Source organism: Stenotrophomonas sp. CASM106 (assembly GCF_049384825.1).
Taxonomy (GTDB): domain Bacteria; phylum Pseudomonadota; class Gammaproteobacteria; order Xanthomonadales; family Xanthomonadaceae; genus Stenotrophomonas; species Stenotrophomonas muris.
Genome location: NZ_JBMRFS010000002.1, coordinates 247,778 through 262,660, shown reverse-complemented (window position 1 = coordinate 262,660; position 14,883 = coordinate 247,778). Strand labels below are relative to the sequence as shown.

Annotated in this window: 13 protein-coding genes; 8 read left to right on the top strand and 5 right to left on the bottom strand. The window is 66.4% G+C overall.

All coding sequences use genetic code 11. The annotated features are described in order from the left end of the window. Positions 1 to 200: 200 nt before the first annotated feature. Together VG556_RS04965 and VG556_RS04960 are read right to left on the bottom strand one after the other, a co-directional pair. Entirely contained in the window at positions 201 to 842 is a 642-nt protein-coding gene (locus tag VG556_RS04965; RefSeq protein WP_006424175.1) for a response regulator, read from the bottom strand. Continuing rightward, the gene (locus VG556_RS04960; RefSeq protein WP_100449612.1) at positions 842 to 2,038 is read right to left on the bottom strand and encodes a sensor histidine kinase; all 1,197 of its coding nucleotides are present in this window, start codon (positions 2,036 to 2,038) and stop codon (positions 842 to 844) included. The genes VG556_RS04965 and VG556_RS04960 overlap by 1 nt, the downstream gene beginning before the upstream one ends. Before the next feature lie 150 nt (positions 2,039 to 2,188). On the opposite strand from VG556_RS04960, the gene VG556_RS04955 reads away from it, so the two are divergent. Genes VG556_RS04955 through VG556_RS04935 form a run of 5 tightly spaced genes read left to right on the top strand, consistent with a single transcriptional unit; the run spans position 2,189 to position 5,212 of the window. Continuing rightward, positions 2,189 to 2,785, top strand: coding sequence for a GNAT family N-acetyltransferase (locus VG556_RS04955; RefSeq protein ID WP_014036357.1), 597 nt, complete (start codon positions 2,189 to 2,191; stop codon positions 2,783 to 2,785). Further along, the gene (gene minC / locus VG556_RS04950) at positions 2,731 to 3,576 is read left to right on the top strand and encodes a septum site-determining protein MinC (protein WP_100449611.1); all 846 of its coding nucleotides are present in this window, start codon (positions 2,731 to 2,733) and stop codon (positions 3,574 to 3,576) included. The genes VG556_RS04955 and minC overlap by 55 nt, the downstream gene beginning before the upstream one ends. 37 nt (positions 3,577 to 3,613) lie before the next feature. After that, positions 3,614 to 4,423, top strand: a complete 810-nt coding sequence (gene minD, locus VG556_RS04945; RefSeq protein WP_005415682.1) for a septum site-determining protein MinD — start codon at positions 3,614 to 3,616, stop codon at positions 4,421 to 4,423. 2 nt (positions 4,424 to 4,425) lie between these two features. Continuing rightward, a complete protein-coding gene (gene minE / locus VG556_RS04940; RefSeq protein WP_005408532.1) occupies positions 4,426 to 4,686 on the top strand; it encodes a cell division topological specificity factor MinE in 261 nt (86 codons plus the stop codon). Between the two features lie 46 nt (positions 4,687 to 4,732). Next, a complete protein-coding gene (locus VG556_RS04935) occupies positions 4,733 to 5,212 on the top strand; it encodes a hypothetical protein (RefSeq protein WP_014646351.1) in 480 nt (159 codons plus the stop codon). Positions 5,213 to 5,283: 71 nt separating this feature from the next. Here VG556_RS04935 and VG556_RS04930 read toward each other — a convergent pair whose 3' ends face one another. The 3 genes from VG556_RS04930 to VG556_RS04920 all read right to left on the bottom strand — a co-directional run bounded on the left by VG556_RS04930 (position 5,284) and on the right by VG556_RS04920 (position 10,951). Further along, on the bottom strand, positions 5,284 to 6,528 hold the full coding sequence (locus VG556_RS04930) for a DUF819 domain-containing protein (protein WP_046429580.1): 1,245 nt from the start codon (positions 6,526 to 6,528) through the stop codon (positions 5,284 to 5,286). 140 nt (positions 6,529 to 6,668) lie between these two features. Further along, positions 6,669 to 8,747, bottom strand: coding sequence for an alpha/beta hydrolase family protein (locus VG556_RS04925; protein ID WP_100449610.1), 2,079 nt, complete (start codon positions 8,745 to 8,747; stop codon positions 6,669 to 6,671). 239 nt (positions 8,748 to 8,986) lie between these two features. Beyond that, the gene (locus VG556_RS04920) at positions 8,987 to 10,951 is read right to left on the bottom strand and encodes an OPT family oligopeptide transporter (protein ID WP_100449609.1); all 1,965 of its coding nucleotides are present in this window, start codon (positions 10,949 to 10,951) and stop codon (positions 8,987 to 8,989) included. Positions 10,952 to 11,227: 276 nt separating this feature from the next. Between VG556_RS04920 and VG556_RS04915 the strand changes: the two genes are divergently transcribed. The 3 genes from VG556_RS04915 to VG556_RS04905 all read left to right on the top strand — a co-directional run bounded on the left by VG556_RS04915 (position 11,228) and on the right by VG556_RS04905 (position 14,874). Beyond that, complete coding sequence (locus VG556_RS04915; RefSeq protein ID WP_234413132.1) at positions 11,228 to 11,770, top strand: hypothetical protein; 543 nt, start codon at positions 11,228 to 11,230, stop codon at positions 11,768 to 11,770. 91 nt (positions 11,771 to 11,861) lie between these two features. Then, positions 11,862 to 13,010 carry a DUF1624 domain-containing protein gene (locus VG556_RS04910; RefSeq protein WP_100449608.1) on the top strand — a complete coding sequence of 383 codons (1,149 nt, stop codon included), beginning with the start codon at positions 11,862 to 11,864 and terminating at the stop codon, positions 13,008 to 13,010. Positions 13,011 to 13,119: 109 nt separating this feature from the next. After that, positions 13,120 to 14,874 (top strand): peptide MFS transporter, encoded by a 1,755-nt coding sequence (locus tag VG556_RS04905; RefSeq protein WP_014646346.1) that lies wholly within the window; start codon positions 13,120 to 13,122, stop codon positions 14,872 to 14,874. Positions 14,875 to 14,883: the final 9 nt, after the last annotated feature.

The window sequence follows — 14,883 nt, the reverse complement described above, 5'->3', positions numbered from 1 at the left end:
TTGATTGAAGCGAAGCGCCAATCCTAGCAGGCTTCGCGGGCATTGTTTATCGGGATTGGCGCACCGGTTTCCCTGCCGGCTGCGTATTTGTATGGACAAAGAATTCGAAGGGTAACGCATACCGCTACCCGGCAAGTAGGGGGCAACCTTGGCAGGAACCCGCGACTACGACCCAAGTCTTTGTACTTGAACGATTTTCTTCAGACCAGCTGGAGTTCGAACGCCTTCAGTACGGCACGCGTACGGTCGCGCACGCCCAGCTTGGACAGGATGTTGGACACGTGGTTCTTGATGGTGCCTTCGGCCACGCCCAGCGAATTGGCGATCTCCTTGTTGGAGAAGCCGCTGGCCATCAGCCGCAGGATCTCGGTCTCGCGGTCGGTCAGCGGGTCCGGGCGGTCCAGGCTGACGAACTCGTTGCGCATGTGCTCCAGGCCGGACAGCAGGCGCTGGGTCACCGCCGGCTGCACCAGCGAACCGCCGTCGGCCACGGTACGGATGGCACCGACCAGCTGCGCCAGGGTGACATCCTTGAGCAGGTAGCCCTTGGCACCGGCCTTGAGCCCGGCCAGCACCAGCTGGTCATCGTCGAACGTGGTGAGGATGATGGTCGGCGGCAGCTGTTCCTGCCGCGACAGCACCTGCAGTGCCTCCAGACCGGACATCACCGGCATGCGCATGTCCATCAGCACCACGTCGGGGCGCACCTGCGGTATCAGCTCGACCGCCTGCCGGCCGTCGCCGGCCTCGGCCACCACCTCGATGCCGTCGTCGAGCGCCAACAGGGAGCGGATTCCCTGCCGCACCAGGGTTTGGTCGTCGACCAGGCAGACGCGAATCATCAACGCACTCCTTCAGGAACCTTGGTAAGGGCCGCCACCAGCACCGTTGCCGGCACCGTCGCCCGCAGCCGGAAGCCTTCTCCGGGACGGGTTTCGATCTGCAGCTGGCCACCACATTGTTGCAGGCGCTCGCGCATGCCGCGCAAGCCATTGCCTACATTGACCATATCCGCGCCGACGCCGTCGTCGCGGGCCTCCACCACCACCCGGTCGGGGGCTTCACGGTACACCTTGATCCACAGGTGGCGGGCGCTGGCGTGGCGCACCGCGTTGGTAATGATCTCCTGGGTACAGCGCAGCAGCACGTGGGCCCGCTGCGGGTCTTCCACGTTCAACGGATCCTCGATCTCCAGCTGGATGTCCAGCGAGGGCACGTTCTCGGTCAGCGGGCGCAGCGCCGCGGCCAGATCGATCGCGCCGGTCTCGCGCAGCTGGCTGACCACCTCGCGCACATTGCCCAGCAGCAGCTTGGCCAGCGCGTGCGAGCGCTTCACGTGGTCCAGCGCCTGGCCCTCGGCCAGGTGGCCGGCGACCTCCAGGTTCAGGGTCAGCGCAGTCAGCTGGTGGCCCAGCAGGTCGTGCAGCTCGCGCGAAATGCGGGTGCGCTCGTTGACCCGCGCGCTCTCGGCCAGCAGGGCGCGGGTGGCACGCAGCTCCGAATTGAGCCGGCGCTGCTCGTCGCGGGCCTCGGTCTGCTGCCGTGCAACCAGGCTGGTCACGAAGATGAACATGGAGAAGCCGCCGTACAGCAGCGACTGCATCACCGCTTCGAACAGCGGGAAGCGCAGCAGCAGGTAATAGACCGGCGCCACCGCCAGCTGGCTGACCAGCAGCCACAGCACCCCCAGCCGAACCGACAGCATCCACGGAATGACCCCGGCGGCGACCATCATCAGGATGCTGCCCAGGCCCGAACCGCTGAGGAAACTGACCCCCAGCGCCGAGACCGTCAGCAACAGCAGCAGGCCGCGGTCCAGCCAGCTGGTGTGGCTGTCGCTGCGCAGGATACGGGTCAACCAGTAGTAGGCCGTGCCGAAGGACAGGTAGGCGACGAACAACAGGATCGCCCAGCCACCCATGTCACCGCGGCTGTGCAGGTTCTCGAACTGCGAGTACGCCAGGGGCAGGCCGACCATGACCCAGGTGAACAGGCCGGCCAGGCGGAGGACGCGGGTATGGCTGAGGACTCCCAACATGCCAGCACTCTACGGGCCGCGCCTGCGCACCGCACCCCACGGAAGTCATGCCTGCCCGGTCGCCTGTTCATGCCGCAGCCCACCCCGGGCATGCAATAATCGTGCGCAGGGTCCCTTGATGGACCAACCGCGTTACCCCACGGAGTCACAATGTCGATTGTCATCCGCGACGTGCGCGAGCACGAGCTCGATTCCGTCCTGGCTTTGAACAACAACGCTGGCCTGGCCATCCTTCCCCTGGATGCGGCCCGCCTGCGCCTGTTCTATGAAACCGCTGAGTATTTCCGCGTCGCCGAGCGCGACGGCAACCTGGCCGGCTTCCTGATCGGCTTTGGCAGCGACAGCCAGCACGACAGCAGCAATTTCGCCTGGTTCAAGCAGCAGCTGGACACCCCGTTCTTCTATATCGACCGCATCGTGGTCGCCAGCCGCCGTCGTGGCGGTGGCGTCGGGCGTGCGTTCTACGCCGACGCGCAGAGCTTCGCCGAGCTGCGCTACCCGCAGATGACCTGCGAAGTCTTCCTCGACCATGGCGCCGATGCCGCCCTGCTCTTCCACGGCAGCTTCGGCTTCCGCGAGCTGGGCCAGAACACCATGCCGCAGGTCGATGTGCGCGCCAGCATGCTGGCCAAGGAACTGTGCAGCTACCCGTGGGTCCAGGAGACCTACGGCGACAAGCTGCCGGATGTGGCATGGACACGCGCCCGGCAGCTGCCGGCGCAGGCACAGCGGCCGACGGGGACCTGAGCGTGGCGGTGAATTTCGATTACGAACAGGCCGGTGAACTGAAGATCGGCCAGGTGGGCATCGCCAACCTGCGCATCCGTACCCTTGATGTCGAACGCCTCGTGCAGGAAATGCGCGAGCGCGTGACCCGCGCACCGAAGCTGTTCGGCCGCGCCGCGGTGATCCTCGACTTCGGCGGCCTGAGCCAGGTGCCGGACGTGGCCACCGCGCAGGCGCTGGTGGACGGCCTGCGCAGCGCCGGGGTGCTGCCGGTGGCGCTGGCCTACGGCACCAGCGCGGTCGACCTGCTCTCCCAGCAGCTCGGCCTGCCGCTGCTGGCCAAGTTCCGCGCGCAGTACGAGCGTGCCGAGGGGGAACCGGCCCCGCCGCCGCCCGCACCGGATCCGCGCCGGGCAGCCCGTGCCGAACCGAAGCCAGCCCCAGCGACGCCGGTGGCCAAGGTGGCCGACGCCGCTGCACCGCAGCCGGGCCGCATGCAGCTGGGCAACGTGCGTTCGGGCCAGCAGCTGTACGCGGAAAACTGCGACCTGACCGTGATGGCCACCGTCGGCGCCGGCGCCGAGGTCATCGCCGATGGCAGCATCCATATCTACGGCACCCTGCGCGGCCGCGCGCTGGCAGGGGCCCAGGGCAACACCGCGGCACGCATCTTCTGCCGTGATTTCCATGCGGAACTGGTGGCCATTGCCGGCCACTACAAGGTACTGGACGATGTTCCGGACAACCTGCGCGGCAAGGCCGTCCAGGTGTGGCTGGAACAGGACCAGATCAAGATCGCTGCGCTGGACTGACGCAGCACCAAACTCATGCAGAACCAGGAGAAGTCCTTTGGCTGAAATCATCGTAGTCACCTCCGGCAAGGGCGGCGTCGGCAAGACCACTTCCAGCGCGAGCCTGGCCTGCGGCCTGGCGCGGCGCGGCAAGAAGGTGGCGGTGATCGACTTCGACGTCGGCCTGCGCAACCTCGACCTGATCATGGGCTGCGAACGCCGCGTGGTGTACGACTTCGTCAACGTCGTGCACGGCGAAGCCACCCTCAAGCAGGCCCTGATCAAGGACAAGCGCTTCGACAACCTGTACGTGCTGGCGGCCTCGCAGACCCGCGACAAGGACGCACTGACCCAGGAAGGCGTGGGCAAGGTCCTGAAGGACCTGGCCGCCGACGGCTTCGACTACATCATCTGCGACTCCCCGGCCGGCATCGAGAAGGGCGCCTTCCTGGCGATGTACTTCGCCGACCGCGCGGTGGTGGTGGTGAACCCGGAAGTGTCGTCGGTGCGCGACTCCGACCGCATCATCGGCCTGCTCGATTCGAAGACCCACAAGGCCGAATCCGGCCAGGACGTGCCGGCCTTCCTGCTGCTGACGCGCTACACCCCGCTGCGCGTGGAAAGCGGCGAGATGCTGAGCATCGCCGACGTCGAGGAAGTCCTCGGCCTGAAGGCGATCGGCGTGATTCCGGAATCGGGCGACGTGCTCAACGCCTCCAACAAGGGCGAGCCGGTCATCCTGGATGTCGAATCCGCTGCCGGCCAGGCCTATGAAGACGCCGTCGCGCGCATCCTCGGCGAAGAACGCCCGATGCGCTTCACCAACGTCGAGAAGAAGGGCTTCTTCAGCAAGCTGTTCGGAGGGTAAGCATGGGCCTGTTTGATTTCCTCAAAGCGAAGAAGACCACCGCCGAAACCGCCAAGAACCGCCTGCAGATCATCATCGCGCAGGAACGCAGCCACCGTGGTGGCCCGGACTACCTGCCGCTGCTGCAGCGCGAGCTGCTGGAAGTGATCAAGAAGTACGTGAACATCGACGTCGATGCGGTGAAGGTCGACCTGGTGAAGGATGGCCAGCACGATGTGCTGGACATCTCCGTGGCGCTGCCCGAAGGCCCGGACAAACCCTGATCCCCTGCCCCGCCCGTGCCTGCATGGGCGGGGCTGCCTGACCCGCATGACCGATACGACAACCGCCGTGGACATCACCTGCGTGGGCGACATCGCCTTCGCCGATGCGCAGTGCCTGCTCGCCGCGCATGGCCTGCGGCTGCACCACGTGGCGGCCGGCGAGCCGATTCCCGGCAGCTACTGGGGCGAGCCCGAGGCGGGCATCATCGCCAGCAACGTCTACGTGCGCGATGACACGCCCGTGCACTCGATGCTGCATGAGGCCTGCCACCTGATCGTACTGCCGCCGGAGCGGCGGGCGCAGGTGCATACCGATGCCACCGACTCGGTGGCCGAGGAAGACGCGACCTGCTACCTGCAGATCGTGCTGGCCGGGCAGCTGCCCGGCGTCGGCAGCCAGCGGCTGATGGCCGACATGGATGCCTGGGGGTATACGTATCGGCTGGGATCTACGAAAGCGTGGTTCGAGCAGGACGCCGAAGACGCGAAGGCATGGTTGATCGAACGCGGGTTGCCGGTGGCGTGATTCACCGGGAACCGGGGTCAGATCCCTTTTGCGTCGCAAAAGGGATCTGACCCCATCACCCCGTCGCCGTATCAGCCCTGCCCGGCCAGTGCGCGCAGGGTGATGCCGACGATGTAGGCCAGGTAGGTGCCGGTGGCATAGCCCATCGTGCCCAGCAGCACGCCCACCGGCGCCAGGGCCGGATGGAACGCGGCCGCCACCACCGGCGCCGAGGCCGGGCCACCGATGTTCGACTGCGAACCGACGGCGAAATAGAAGAACGGCACCTTCAGCAGCTTGCCCAGGCACCACAGCAGCACGATGTGCACGGCAATCCAGATCAGGCCAAGCAGGAACAGCCACGGGCGATCCAGCAGCGCCAGCAGATCCATCTGCATGCCGATGCAGGCGATCAGGAAGTACAGCAGCAACGAACCCAGCCGCGATGCACCCGCCCCTTCCAGGTTGCGTGCGCGGGTGAAACTCAGGCTCAGGCCCAGCGTGGTCGACAGCACCACCACCCACACGAACGGCGCGTCCAGGCTGAACTGCGACGCCCAGCTGACGTTGGCCTTGAACCAGGCCGCCAGCGGCGCACCGATCGCATGCGACAGGCCGACGCCGCCGAAGGCCACCGCCACGATCAGCATCAGGTCGGTCAGGCTGGGAATGCGTTCGTGCTCGGCCTGGAAGCGCGCGATGCGCTCCTTCAGTTCATCGATGGCCGAGGTATCAGCGCCACTGCGTGCATCGATCTTCGCTGCACGTCCTGCCAGGAAGATCAGCGCGGCCATCCACACGTAACCGACGCCGACATCGACCACCGCGAACTGGCCAAAGGTGGTCGCGTTGACGTCGAACACTTCGCGCATCGCCAGCATGTTGGCACCACCACCGATCCAGCTGCCGGCCAGTGCCGCCATGCCGGCCCAGGTATCGCCGGCCACGGTGTCGGGATGGATCGCGCGCATCACCAGGAACGCCACCACCGCACCGAGCATGATGCTGGCCGAGGCGCCCAGGTACATCAGTACCAGCTTCGGGCCGAGCCGCAGGATGCCCTTGATATCCACTGCCAAGGTCAGCAGGATCAGCGCCGCCGGCAACAGGATGTCGCGCGCGATCGGGTTGTAGAGCTTGGTGTTCTGGCCGTCGATCAGGCCGACGGTGTTGTAGATGCCGGGAATCAGGTAGCACAGCAGCAGCGCTGGCACGAACGTATAGAAGCGCTTCCACAGCCCCTGCTCGCGCGAGGCGGTCCAGAACACGGCGCCAAGGGTGGCGGCGATCAAACCGAAGACGACGATGTCGTTCTGGATCAGGGCAGTCGAAGGCATGCAGGCGCTCTGGTAGAGCCGGCCGCTGGCCGGCTGCTGGTGGCGGCAGATCAGGAAGGTGTGCCGACCAACGGTCGGCACCCACCGGTAAAGCAGATGGTGAAACAGAAGCGCCGCCCCGGAGGGCGGCGCCGCAACCATCAGTTGCCGATGTGCTGCTTCAGCCAGGCATTGACGGTGTCATGCCACAGGATGCTGTTGTTCGGCTTCAGCACCCAGTGGTTTTCATCCGGGAAGTACAGGAACTTCGATTCGATGCCCTGGCGCTGGGCAGCGGTGAACGCGGCCAGGCCCTGCTCGACCGGGATGCGGAAGTCCTGCTGGCCGTGGATGACCAGGATCGGCTTCTTCCAGTCCGCCACGTGGTTGACCGGGTTGAACTTCTCGTAGTTCGCCGCCTTCTGGTACGGCGTACCGCCCTGCTCCCACTCGGTGAACCACAGTTCTTCGGTGGCGTAGCCCATCATGCGCTGGTCGAACACGCCGTCATGGTTGACCAGGCACTTGAACGGGCTGTTCCAGTTGCCGGCAATCCAGTTGACCATGAAGCCGCCGTAGCTGGCGCCCAGCGCACAGGCCTTGTCACCATTGAGGAAGGAATACTTCTTCAGCGCCGCATCCCAGCCCTTCTGCAGGTCTTCCAGCGGGCGGTCGCCCCAGTGCTGGCTGATCGCATCGGTGAACGCCTGGCCGTAGCCGGTGGAGCCGTGGAAGTCGATCATCACCACCGCATAGCCCTGGCCCGCGTAGGTCTGCGGATTCCAGCGGTAGCTCCAGCCATTGCCGAAGCTGCCCTGCGGGCCGCCGTGGATCAGGAACGCGACCGGGTACGACTTGCCTTCCTGGTAGTTGTGCGGCTTGACCACGTAGCCATGCACGGTGTCGTTGTTCCAGCCCTTGAACTCGAACTGTTCGTAGTCGCCGAAGCTGACATCCTTGAGCACCTCACCAGCGGCCGGGGTCAGCGCGCGCAGCTCGCCGATGGCTTCGCCCGCGGCCGGCAGCAAGCCAACCAGCACCTGGTCGTTGCTCTTCAGGCTGTTGCGGGTGATCGCCACGCTGTTGCCGGCCACATCCACCGAGGTCACGCTGCCGTCGCCGATCAGCTTGGTGGCTTTGCCGCTGGCCACGTCGATCTGGAACAGCGGGTGTTCGCCGAGGTCATCGGCAGTGGTGTAGATGCTGGCGCCGTCGGCGGACAGGGTGATGCCGCCAGCCGAACGATCCCACTGCGGGGCGATCTCGCGGGTCTTGCCACTGGCCAGGTCCATCGCCATCAGGCCGAAGCGGTCAGCCTCGAAGCCCGGGCGCTTCATCGCGCGGTAGAACAGGGTCTTGCCGTCGGCACTGAACACCGGGCCGGCATCCCAGGCCGGGTTGGAGGCGGTCAGGTTGACCGGCGCCTGCTTGCCCGCCGCGTCGAAGCGGTACAGGTCGAAGTTGGTCGACCACGGCTCCTGCTTGCCGGCCACGCGGATGCTGGCGACCACGCTGGCGCCATCCGGCGACCACGCGAAATCATCATTGCCGCCGAACGGCTTGGACGGGGCATCACCGTCGATGGTGGCGCTCAGCGCGGAAGCGCCCTTGACCGGACCGGCCTTGGCTGCCGGCAGCGGCGCGACGAACAGGGTGTTGCGGCGGCCGTCGTTCCAGGTATCCCAGTGGCGCACGAACAGCGAATCGAAGACCTTTCCACTGGCCTTGGCGCCCGCGACGTCCTTGAGCTTCTTCTCGGTGCAGGTCAGGTCCGAGGCACAGGCCTGGAACACGCCGGCGCTGAACAGCACGCGGTCGTCCTGCGGCGACACGTGGTAGCTGTCCACGTCGACCGGGAAGTCGGTCAGCTGGCGCGGGGCGCCGCCGCTGACCGGCTGCGCGTACAGCTGCTGGCTGCCGTTCCTGGCGCTGAGGAAATACACGGTCTGGCCATCGGCCGACAGCGAAGCGGAATTGACGTTCCAGCCGGCCGGGGTGATCTGCTTCGGCGGTGCTGCATCGCGGGTACGCAGGTTGCGCGCGAACAGCGCGGTGGAGGCCTTCAGGTTGGCATCCACGCTGCGCTTGGCGAACACCACGGTGCCGCCGTCAGCGGTCAGTACCGGTGCGGAGACGCGGTCCATGGCCACCATGTCGCGGACTTCCAGGCCACGGGCAGCGGCGACGCTGGGCAGGGCGGCCAGCAGGCTCAGTGGCAGCAGGGCATGACGCAGTTTCATCGGGGTCTCCGCAGGACGGCAAAAAACCGATGGTAGGCCCGTGCGGCCGGGGCTGCCAAGGCCATCGGTCATGGCCGGGGACGGGTCGATGCCTTCGCCAGAAAAGGCAAACCGCGCCGTGGCGCGGTTTGTGGGGACACCGGGGTCGGATCCGATTCCGACGGAATCGGCTCTGACCCCAGACGCTGTCAACCCGGGGTCAGAGCCCTTCCCTGCGGGAAGGGATCCGACCCCAACCCTTACGCCATGGCGCGCTTGCCGGTGCGGTAGATCAGCCAGCAGACCAGGAACAGCACGGCCAGGCCGATCCACTGTGCGCCCGGCAGGTGGAACGGCACGGCCAGCACGTCGGCGCGACTGCTCACCACGATCGGAATCGCGATGGCGATGCCCATCAGCGCTTCGCCGGTGATCAGGCCGGCGGCGAACAGCACGCCCGGCTTGTGCACGCGGTCGCGACCTTCTTCGTCATCGGCACGCACCTTGTGGAAGCGCTCGACCAGGTAGGCGATCAGGCCGCCGAGGAAGATCGGCACCATCAGTTCCAGCGGCAGGTAGATGCCGATGGCGGCGGCCAGCACAGGCACGCGGAAGCGGGCGTTGCGCGACTTCAGCCAGCTGTCGAACGCGATGATGGCGGCACCGACCACGGCACCGATGCCGATGAAGGTCCACGGCAGTTCACCACCGAACAGGCCCTTGGCCACCGAGGCCATCAGGTTGGCCTGCGGCGCGGCCAGCGCGTTCGGGTGCAGCTCCGACTTCACGCCGATGCCGTAGGCGGTGGCCAGCAGGTTCAGCACCGGGGCCATGATCAGCGCGCACGAGAACGCACCGATGCCCAGCATCAGCTGCTGCTTCCACGGGGTGGCACCGACGATGTAACCGGCCTTGAGGTCCTGCAGGTTGTCACCGCCGACCGCTGCAGCACAGCACACCACCGCGCCGATCATGATCGCGGCCACCGCGCCCAGCGGCGCGCCGAAGGCGCCGACCGGCTGCAGGCCATCCTTGCCCAGCAGCACCACCAGCACGGCCGAAGCGAACAGGATGGTGGAGATGGTGATGCCCGAAACCGGGTTGTTGGACGAGCCGATCAGGCCAGCCAGGTAGGCCGAGACCGAGACGAACAGGAAGCCGGCGACGATCATGATGAGGGTCATCGGGATGGACACGTGCCACTGGCCGACGATGGCCTGGTACAGGGCCAGCAGCGGCAGCACGAACACCACCAGGGCGACCAGCATCCACTTCATCGGCAGGTCGCGCTCGGTGTGCGCCAGCACCGGGCCACCGCTCTTGCGGGCGGCGGCAAAGCCGCTCTTGACGCCGTTGAGCAGCGACTTGCGGAGCGAGATCAGGGTCCAGATGCCACCGATCAGCATCGCACCGACGCCCAGGTAGCGCATCTTCGCGCCCCAGATGGCGAACGCGGCCTCGGTGGACGAGGCAGCGGCAACCGACGCGGCCAGCGCCGGGTCGGTGTTCATGAAGAACGCCTGGTAGATCGGGATGGCAATGTGCCAGGTCAGGATCGAGCCGGACACCACCACGATGCCGACGTTGAGGCCGACGATGTAGCCCACGCCCAGCAGTGCCGGCGACAGGTTGGTGCCGATGAAGGCGGTGACCTTGGAGCTGCCGACGTAGGCCGAGGTGGCCCAGGCATCGGGAATCAGGCGCATGCCGCTTTCCGCGGCCAGCTTGACGAAGGCACCGATCACCGCCGACAGGCCGAGGATCTTCAGGCCCGGGCCCGGGTTCTCACCGGCCTTGAGCACTTCGGCCGCAGCCTTGCCTTCCGGGAACGGAAGCGGGTCTTCGACAATCATCGAACGGCGCAGCGGCACCGAGAACAGCACGCCCAACAGGCCACCGAGGCCGGCGATGCCCAGCACCCACCAGTACTTGAAGTCCGGCCAGTAGCCCATGATCACCAGCGCCGGGATGGTGAAGATCACACCGGCGGCGATCGACGAACCGGCCGAGGCGCCGGTCTGCACGATGTTGTTCTCGAGGATGGAGCCACCGCCCAGCAGGCGCAGCACGCCCATGGAAATCACCGCGGCGGGAATGGCGGTGGCGATGGTCAGGCCTGCGAACAGACCGAGGTAGGCGTTTGCGGCCGACAGCACCACCGCCAGCACGATGGCCAGGGCCACTGCGCGGAAGGTGAGCTGCTTGGGCGCAGCGTCGTGGTTCATGGGAGCCCCTGCTGGCAAAAAATCCCTGCCACGCTAGCGTTCAGGGGGCGGCAAGTCCAGTGCGGTTCGGGAGGGTTGCGGCCAGGTCGGCAGTGAGATAGTCGCTTCTGGCCAAACTCGGCCAACGCATCAAGCGCATGGGGCACATCCCGGACGGCTGCCGGGCCTCGCGGTCTCTTGTCCTGCAGGGGCCAGGCCAACCAGTCCTGCAGCATTCCAGCCATCATCGTTTGAAGTGCCTCAACGCCCCGTGCATCGTGTTCATGATCTGAACCGATGACGCTGAGCCGCCCGATGAACAACCCACTGCGGATCCGCCCGATCAAATCACCGGTCGTGGCTCTCGTGACCCTGATCTGCCTGATGCCGCTTTGCGACTACGCATCTGCCTGGAGCCGCATTGGCGAAGTCGAGATCACCGACCACGCCGGCAAACCCTGTTTCGGACTACCCAAGAAAGAGCGCAAGCGTATCGGTAAAACTCCGGAGGTGTTTGGTGTGGAGGTGCATGACGCAATTGCTCCACCGCTGCGGCGGCAATGGTCTTTCTACTTTGCCCATCCCGCATCAATCCCACTTCCACCCGGAGCCTGCGTGGTCTACGGAGAAGTGCCAGTCAACGCCATTTCAAGGCAAGCGGCCATGCCACTGCAGCCCGGACGCCTGTACGACGTTTCGCTGTCGGCCACCAGGACCGGCGCCACGCAATACCACAGCGCCCGATTCTGCTTGAAGGCCAACCCCGACGGGAGCCTGCGAGCGATCCAGGTCCACTACGACGAGGCACTGGGCTGGAGCCCCTCGGTTTGCCTGCCCTGAGCCGACGCGCGCGCTCGTCGGAACAGCTCAGCACGCGCTGGAAAGACGCAATTGTTATGTTATATCCTGCCACGCCGACCGAACTTCGTACGTGGCCCCTTCCCCCACTACCCGCCTGGCCTCCATCGACCAGCTGCGCGGCACCGTGATGCTGTTGATGCTGCTGGACCACGTGCGTGAGACCTTCTTCCTGCAACACCAGGTGAGCGACCCGATGGACGCAGCGACGGTCTCCCCTGCGCTGTTCGCCTGCCGTCTGCTGGCCCACCTGTGCGCCCCCGTGTTCGTACTGCTGACCGGGCTGTCGGCTTGGCTGTACGGCCAGCGCCAGGCGGATCCGCGCGGGGCCACAGCTGCGTTCCTGCTCAAGCGCGGGCTGTTCCTGGTGGTGCTGGAACTGACCCTGGTGAATTTCGCCTGGACCTTCCAGCTGCCGCCGGAAACGCTGTACCTGCAGGTGATCTGGGCCATCGGGCTGAGCATGATCGCGCTGGCCGGGCTGCTTTGGCTGCCGCGCCCGGCCCTGCTGGTGCTGGCAATCGCGGTGGTGGCCGGGCACAACCTGTTCGACGGCTTACGGGTGCAAGGCAATGGCCTGCTGGCGCTATTGTGGAAAGTGCTGCACCAGCGCGACTGGATCGAGGCCGGCGCGCTGCGCCTGCGCACCTCCTACCCGGTACTGCCGTGGATCGGGGTGATTGCGCTGGGTTATCTGATGGGGCCCTGGTTCGGCCGCGCGCGCGCGCCGGAGCAGCGCCAGCGCTGGCTGCTGTGGGCAGGCGTCGGCGCGCTGGCCCTGTTCGCGCTGCTGCGGTTCGCCAACCAGTATGGGGATGCTCCCTGGTCGTACCAGACCACTACGCTGCGCACGTGGTTGAGCATCTTCAACGTCACCAAGTACCCGCCGTCATTGCAGTTCCTGTTGCTGACCCTGGGCGTGGGGCTGTTGCTGCTGCGGCTGTACGAATGGCCGCCGCTGGCGCGGGCACTGCAGCCGCTGGCCGATATCGGCGCTGCGCCGATGTTCTTCTACCTGCTGCACCTGTACGTACTGAAGGGGCTGTACCTGGCCGCGTTGGCGGCCTGGGGGCCGACCCATGGCGAGCTATATGCCCTGGATTCGGTCAGCGGCCTGCTGCTGGTGGCCTGTGCGCTGGCGGTGGTGCTGTACCCGCCGACGCGGGCCTTCGCGCGGTTCAAAGCGCGAAGGCGCGATCTGCCTTGGTTGCGATACCTGTGAGCGGTGGCCGCCGGGGGAGCGCCATCCCTGCATGGCGTGGATCCACCGGCGGCTGCCTGCCCAGGCCCAGAGGCCTATAATCGCGCCCTTTCCGCTGTCCCCGCCGTCGATGACCGTTGCCGCCTCTGCTTCCGACGACTTCCTGGGCCACCCCAAGGGCGTCTACGTCTGCTTCTTCACTGAAATGTGGGAGCGCTTCTCCTTCTACGGCATGAAGGCGCTGTTGCTGCTGTACCTGACCAAATACCACCTGTTCGGCGACAAGGCCGGCCTGGACCTGCTCGGTGCCTACGGTGGCCTGGTGTACTGCATCCCGGTGTTCGGCGGCATGCTGGCCGACCGCTGGCTGGGCATGCGCCGGGCAGTGCTGTTCGGCGGCATCCTGCTGGTACTCGGCCACCTCGGCATGGCCTTCGAGGGCCACGCCGCGTACCGGGTGAACGGCGAAGTGGTGCGCGACACCTCGGCGCTGGCGGTGACCTACCTGTCGCTGGCGCTGATCATCATGGGCGTCGGCTTCCTGAAGCCGAACATCTCCACCATTGTCGGCAAGCTGTACGCCAAGGACGACCCGCGTCGCGACTCGGGCTTTTCGCTGTTCTACGCCGGCATCAACCTCGGCGCGCTGTTCTCGTCCCTGGTGTGTGGCTTCCTCGGTGAGGCCTACGGCTGGAAGTACGGTTTCGGTGCGGCCGGCATCGGCATGCTGGCCGGCCTGGCGATGTTCCTGTGGGGCCAGAAGTACCTGCAGGGCCATGCCGAACCGCCGCAACCGGCGGCGCTGAAGCAGAAGGTGCTGGGCCTGCCACGCGAATGGCTCATCTATCTGTGCGCGGTGCTCGGCGTGCTGCCGGTGGCATGGCTGATGTGGGCCGCCGGCAACGGCGCGTTCGCGCTGGGCGGTGAAATCAGCCTGGCGCTGATGCTGATGCTGGTGGTGCTGGGCGGCGTGCTGGTCTGGTTCGCCTGGTTCACCGGCACGAAATGCACGCCGGTGCAGCGCCAGCAGATGATCGCGCTGATGGTGCTGATCTTCATGGCGCTGGTGTTCTTCACGATGTACGAGCAGTCCTACGGCTCGTGGGTGACCTTCACCGACCGCCTGCTGACCAAGGACATCGTGCCCTCGCTGGTGATCACCGGCGGCACGCCGCTGCCGTGGTCGATCCTCTCGCTGCTGCTGGCACCGCTCGGCTTCGTGGTCAGCGCGCGCCTGTCGGAACGGCGCCCGGGCTCGGCCGCGCCGCGCACGTTCTTCGCCGCCATCGTCGTACTGATGCTGGTGCTGCTGGTGCGCGACTGCCTGGTGATTCCGCAGACCGCCGGCTCGCTGACCTACCTCGGCGGCCTGTTCCTGGTGCTGCTCGCTCCGGCCTTCGCCGCGCTGTGGACGTGGATGGACCGCCGCGGCTGGGAACCGGGCAAGCCGGTGAAGTCGGCCTGGGGCCTGGTGATCGGCGCGCTGTCGTTCGTGCCGCTGGCGCTGGCCGCACAGCAGGTGGGCGCCACCGGCGAGATGGCCAGCGTGTGGTGGCTGGTGCTGGCCTACTTCCTGCTGGCCAGCGGCGAGATGTGCCTCTCGCCGGTCGGCCTGTCGGCGGTGACCCAGCTGGCCGTGCCGCGGGTGATGAGCCTGATGATGGGCACCTGGTTCCTGGCCACCGCATTCTCGGAAACGCTGGCCGCGCTGTTCGGCAAGCTGGCCGCGATCGAGGTGCCGGAAGGCGAATCGCTGGACATGGTGGCTGCCGCCGGTGCCTACGCGCACCTGTTCTGGCTGCTGATGTGGATCGGCCTGGGTTGCGCGTTGGCGGCCTTCATCGCCGCGCCGCTGCTGAAGAAGATGATGCACGGGGTGAAGTAAGTCCCGACG

Excerpts from the sequence above, each read along its gene's own strand:
- VG556_RS04915 (WP_234413132.1), top strand. The coding sequence starts at position 11,228 with ATGACGCTGAGCCGCCCGATGAACAACCCACTGCGGATCCGCCCGATC.
- VG556_RS04925 (WP_100449610.1), bottom strand. The coding sequence starts at position 8,747 with ATGAAACTGCGTCATGCCCTGCTGCCACTGAGCCTGCTGGCCGCCCTG.
- VG556_RS04955 (WP_014036357.1), top strand. The coding sequence starts at position 2,189 with ATGTCGATTGTCATCCGCGACGTGCGCGAGCACGAGCTCGATTCCGTC.
- VG556_RS04935 (WP_014646351.1), top strand. The coding sequence starts at position 4,733 with ATGACCGATACGACAACCGCCGTGGACATCACCTGCGTGGGCGACATC.
- VG556_RS04960 (WP_100449612.1), bottom strand. The coding sequence starts at position 2,038 with ATGTTGGGAGTCCTCAGCCATACCCGCGTCCTCCGCCTGGCCGGCCTG.
- VG556_RS04905 (WP_014646346.1), top strand. The coding sequence starts at position 13,120 with ATGACCGTTGCCGCCTCTGCTTCCGACGACTTCCTGGGCCACCCCAAG.
- VG556_RS04965 (WP_006424175.1), bottom strand. The coding sequence starts at position 842 with ATGATTCGCGTCTGCCTGGTCGACGACCAAACCCTGGTGCGGCAGGGA.
- VG556_RS04930 (WP_046429580.1), bottom strand. The coding sequence starts at position 6,528 with ATGCCTTCGACTGCCCTGATCCAGAACGACATCGTCGTCTTCGGTTTG.
- minE (WP_005408532.1), top strand. The coding sequence starts at position 4,426 with ATGGGCCTGTTTGATTTCCTCAAAGCGAAGAAGACCACCGCCGAAACC.
- VG556_RS04920 (WP_100449609.1), bottom strand. The coding sequence starts at position 10,951 with ATGAACCACGACGCTGCGCCCAAGCAGCTCACCTTCCGCGCAGTGGCC.
- minC (WP_100449611.1), top strand. The coding sequence starts at position 2,731 with ATGGACACGCGCCCGGCAGCTGCCGGCGCAGGCACAGCGGCCGACGGG.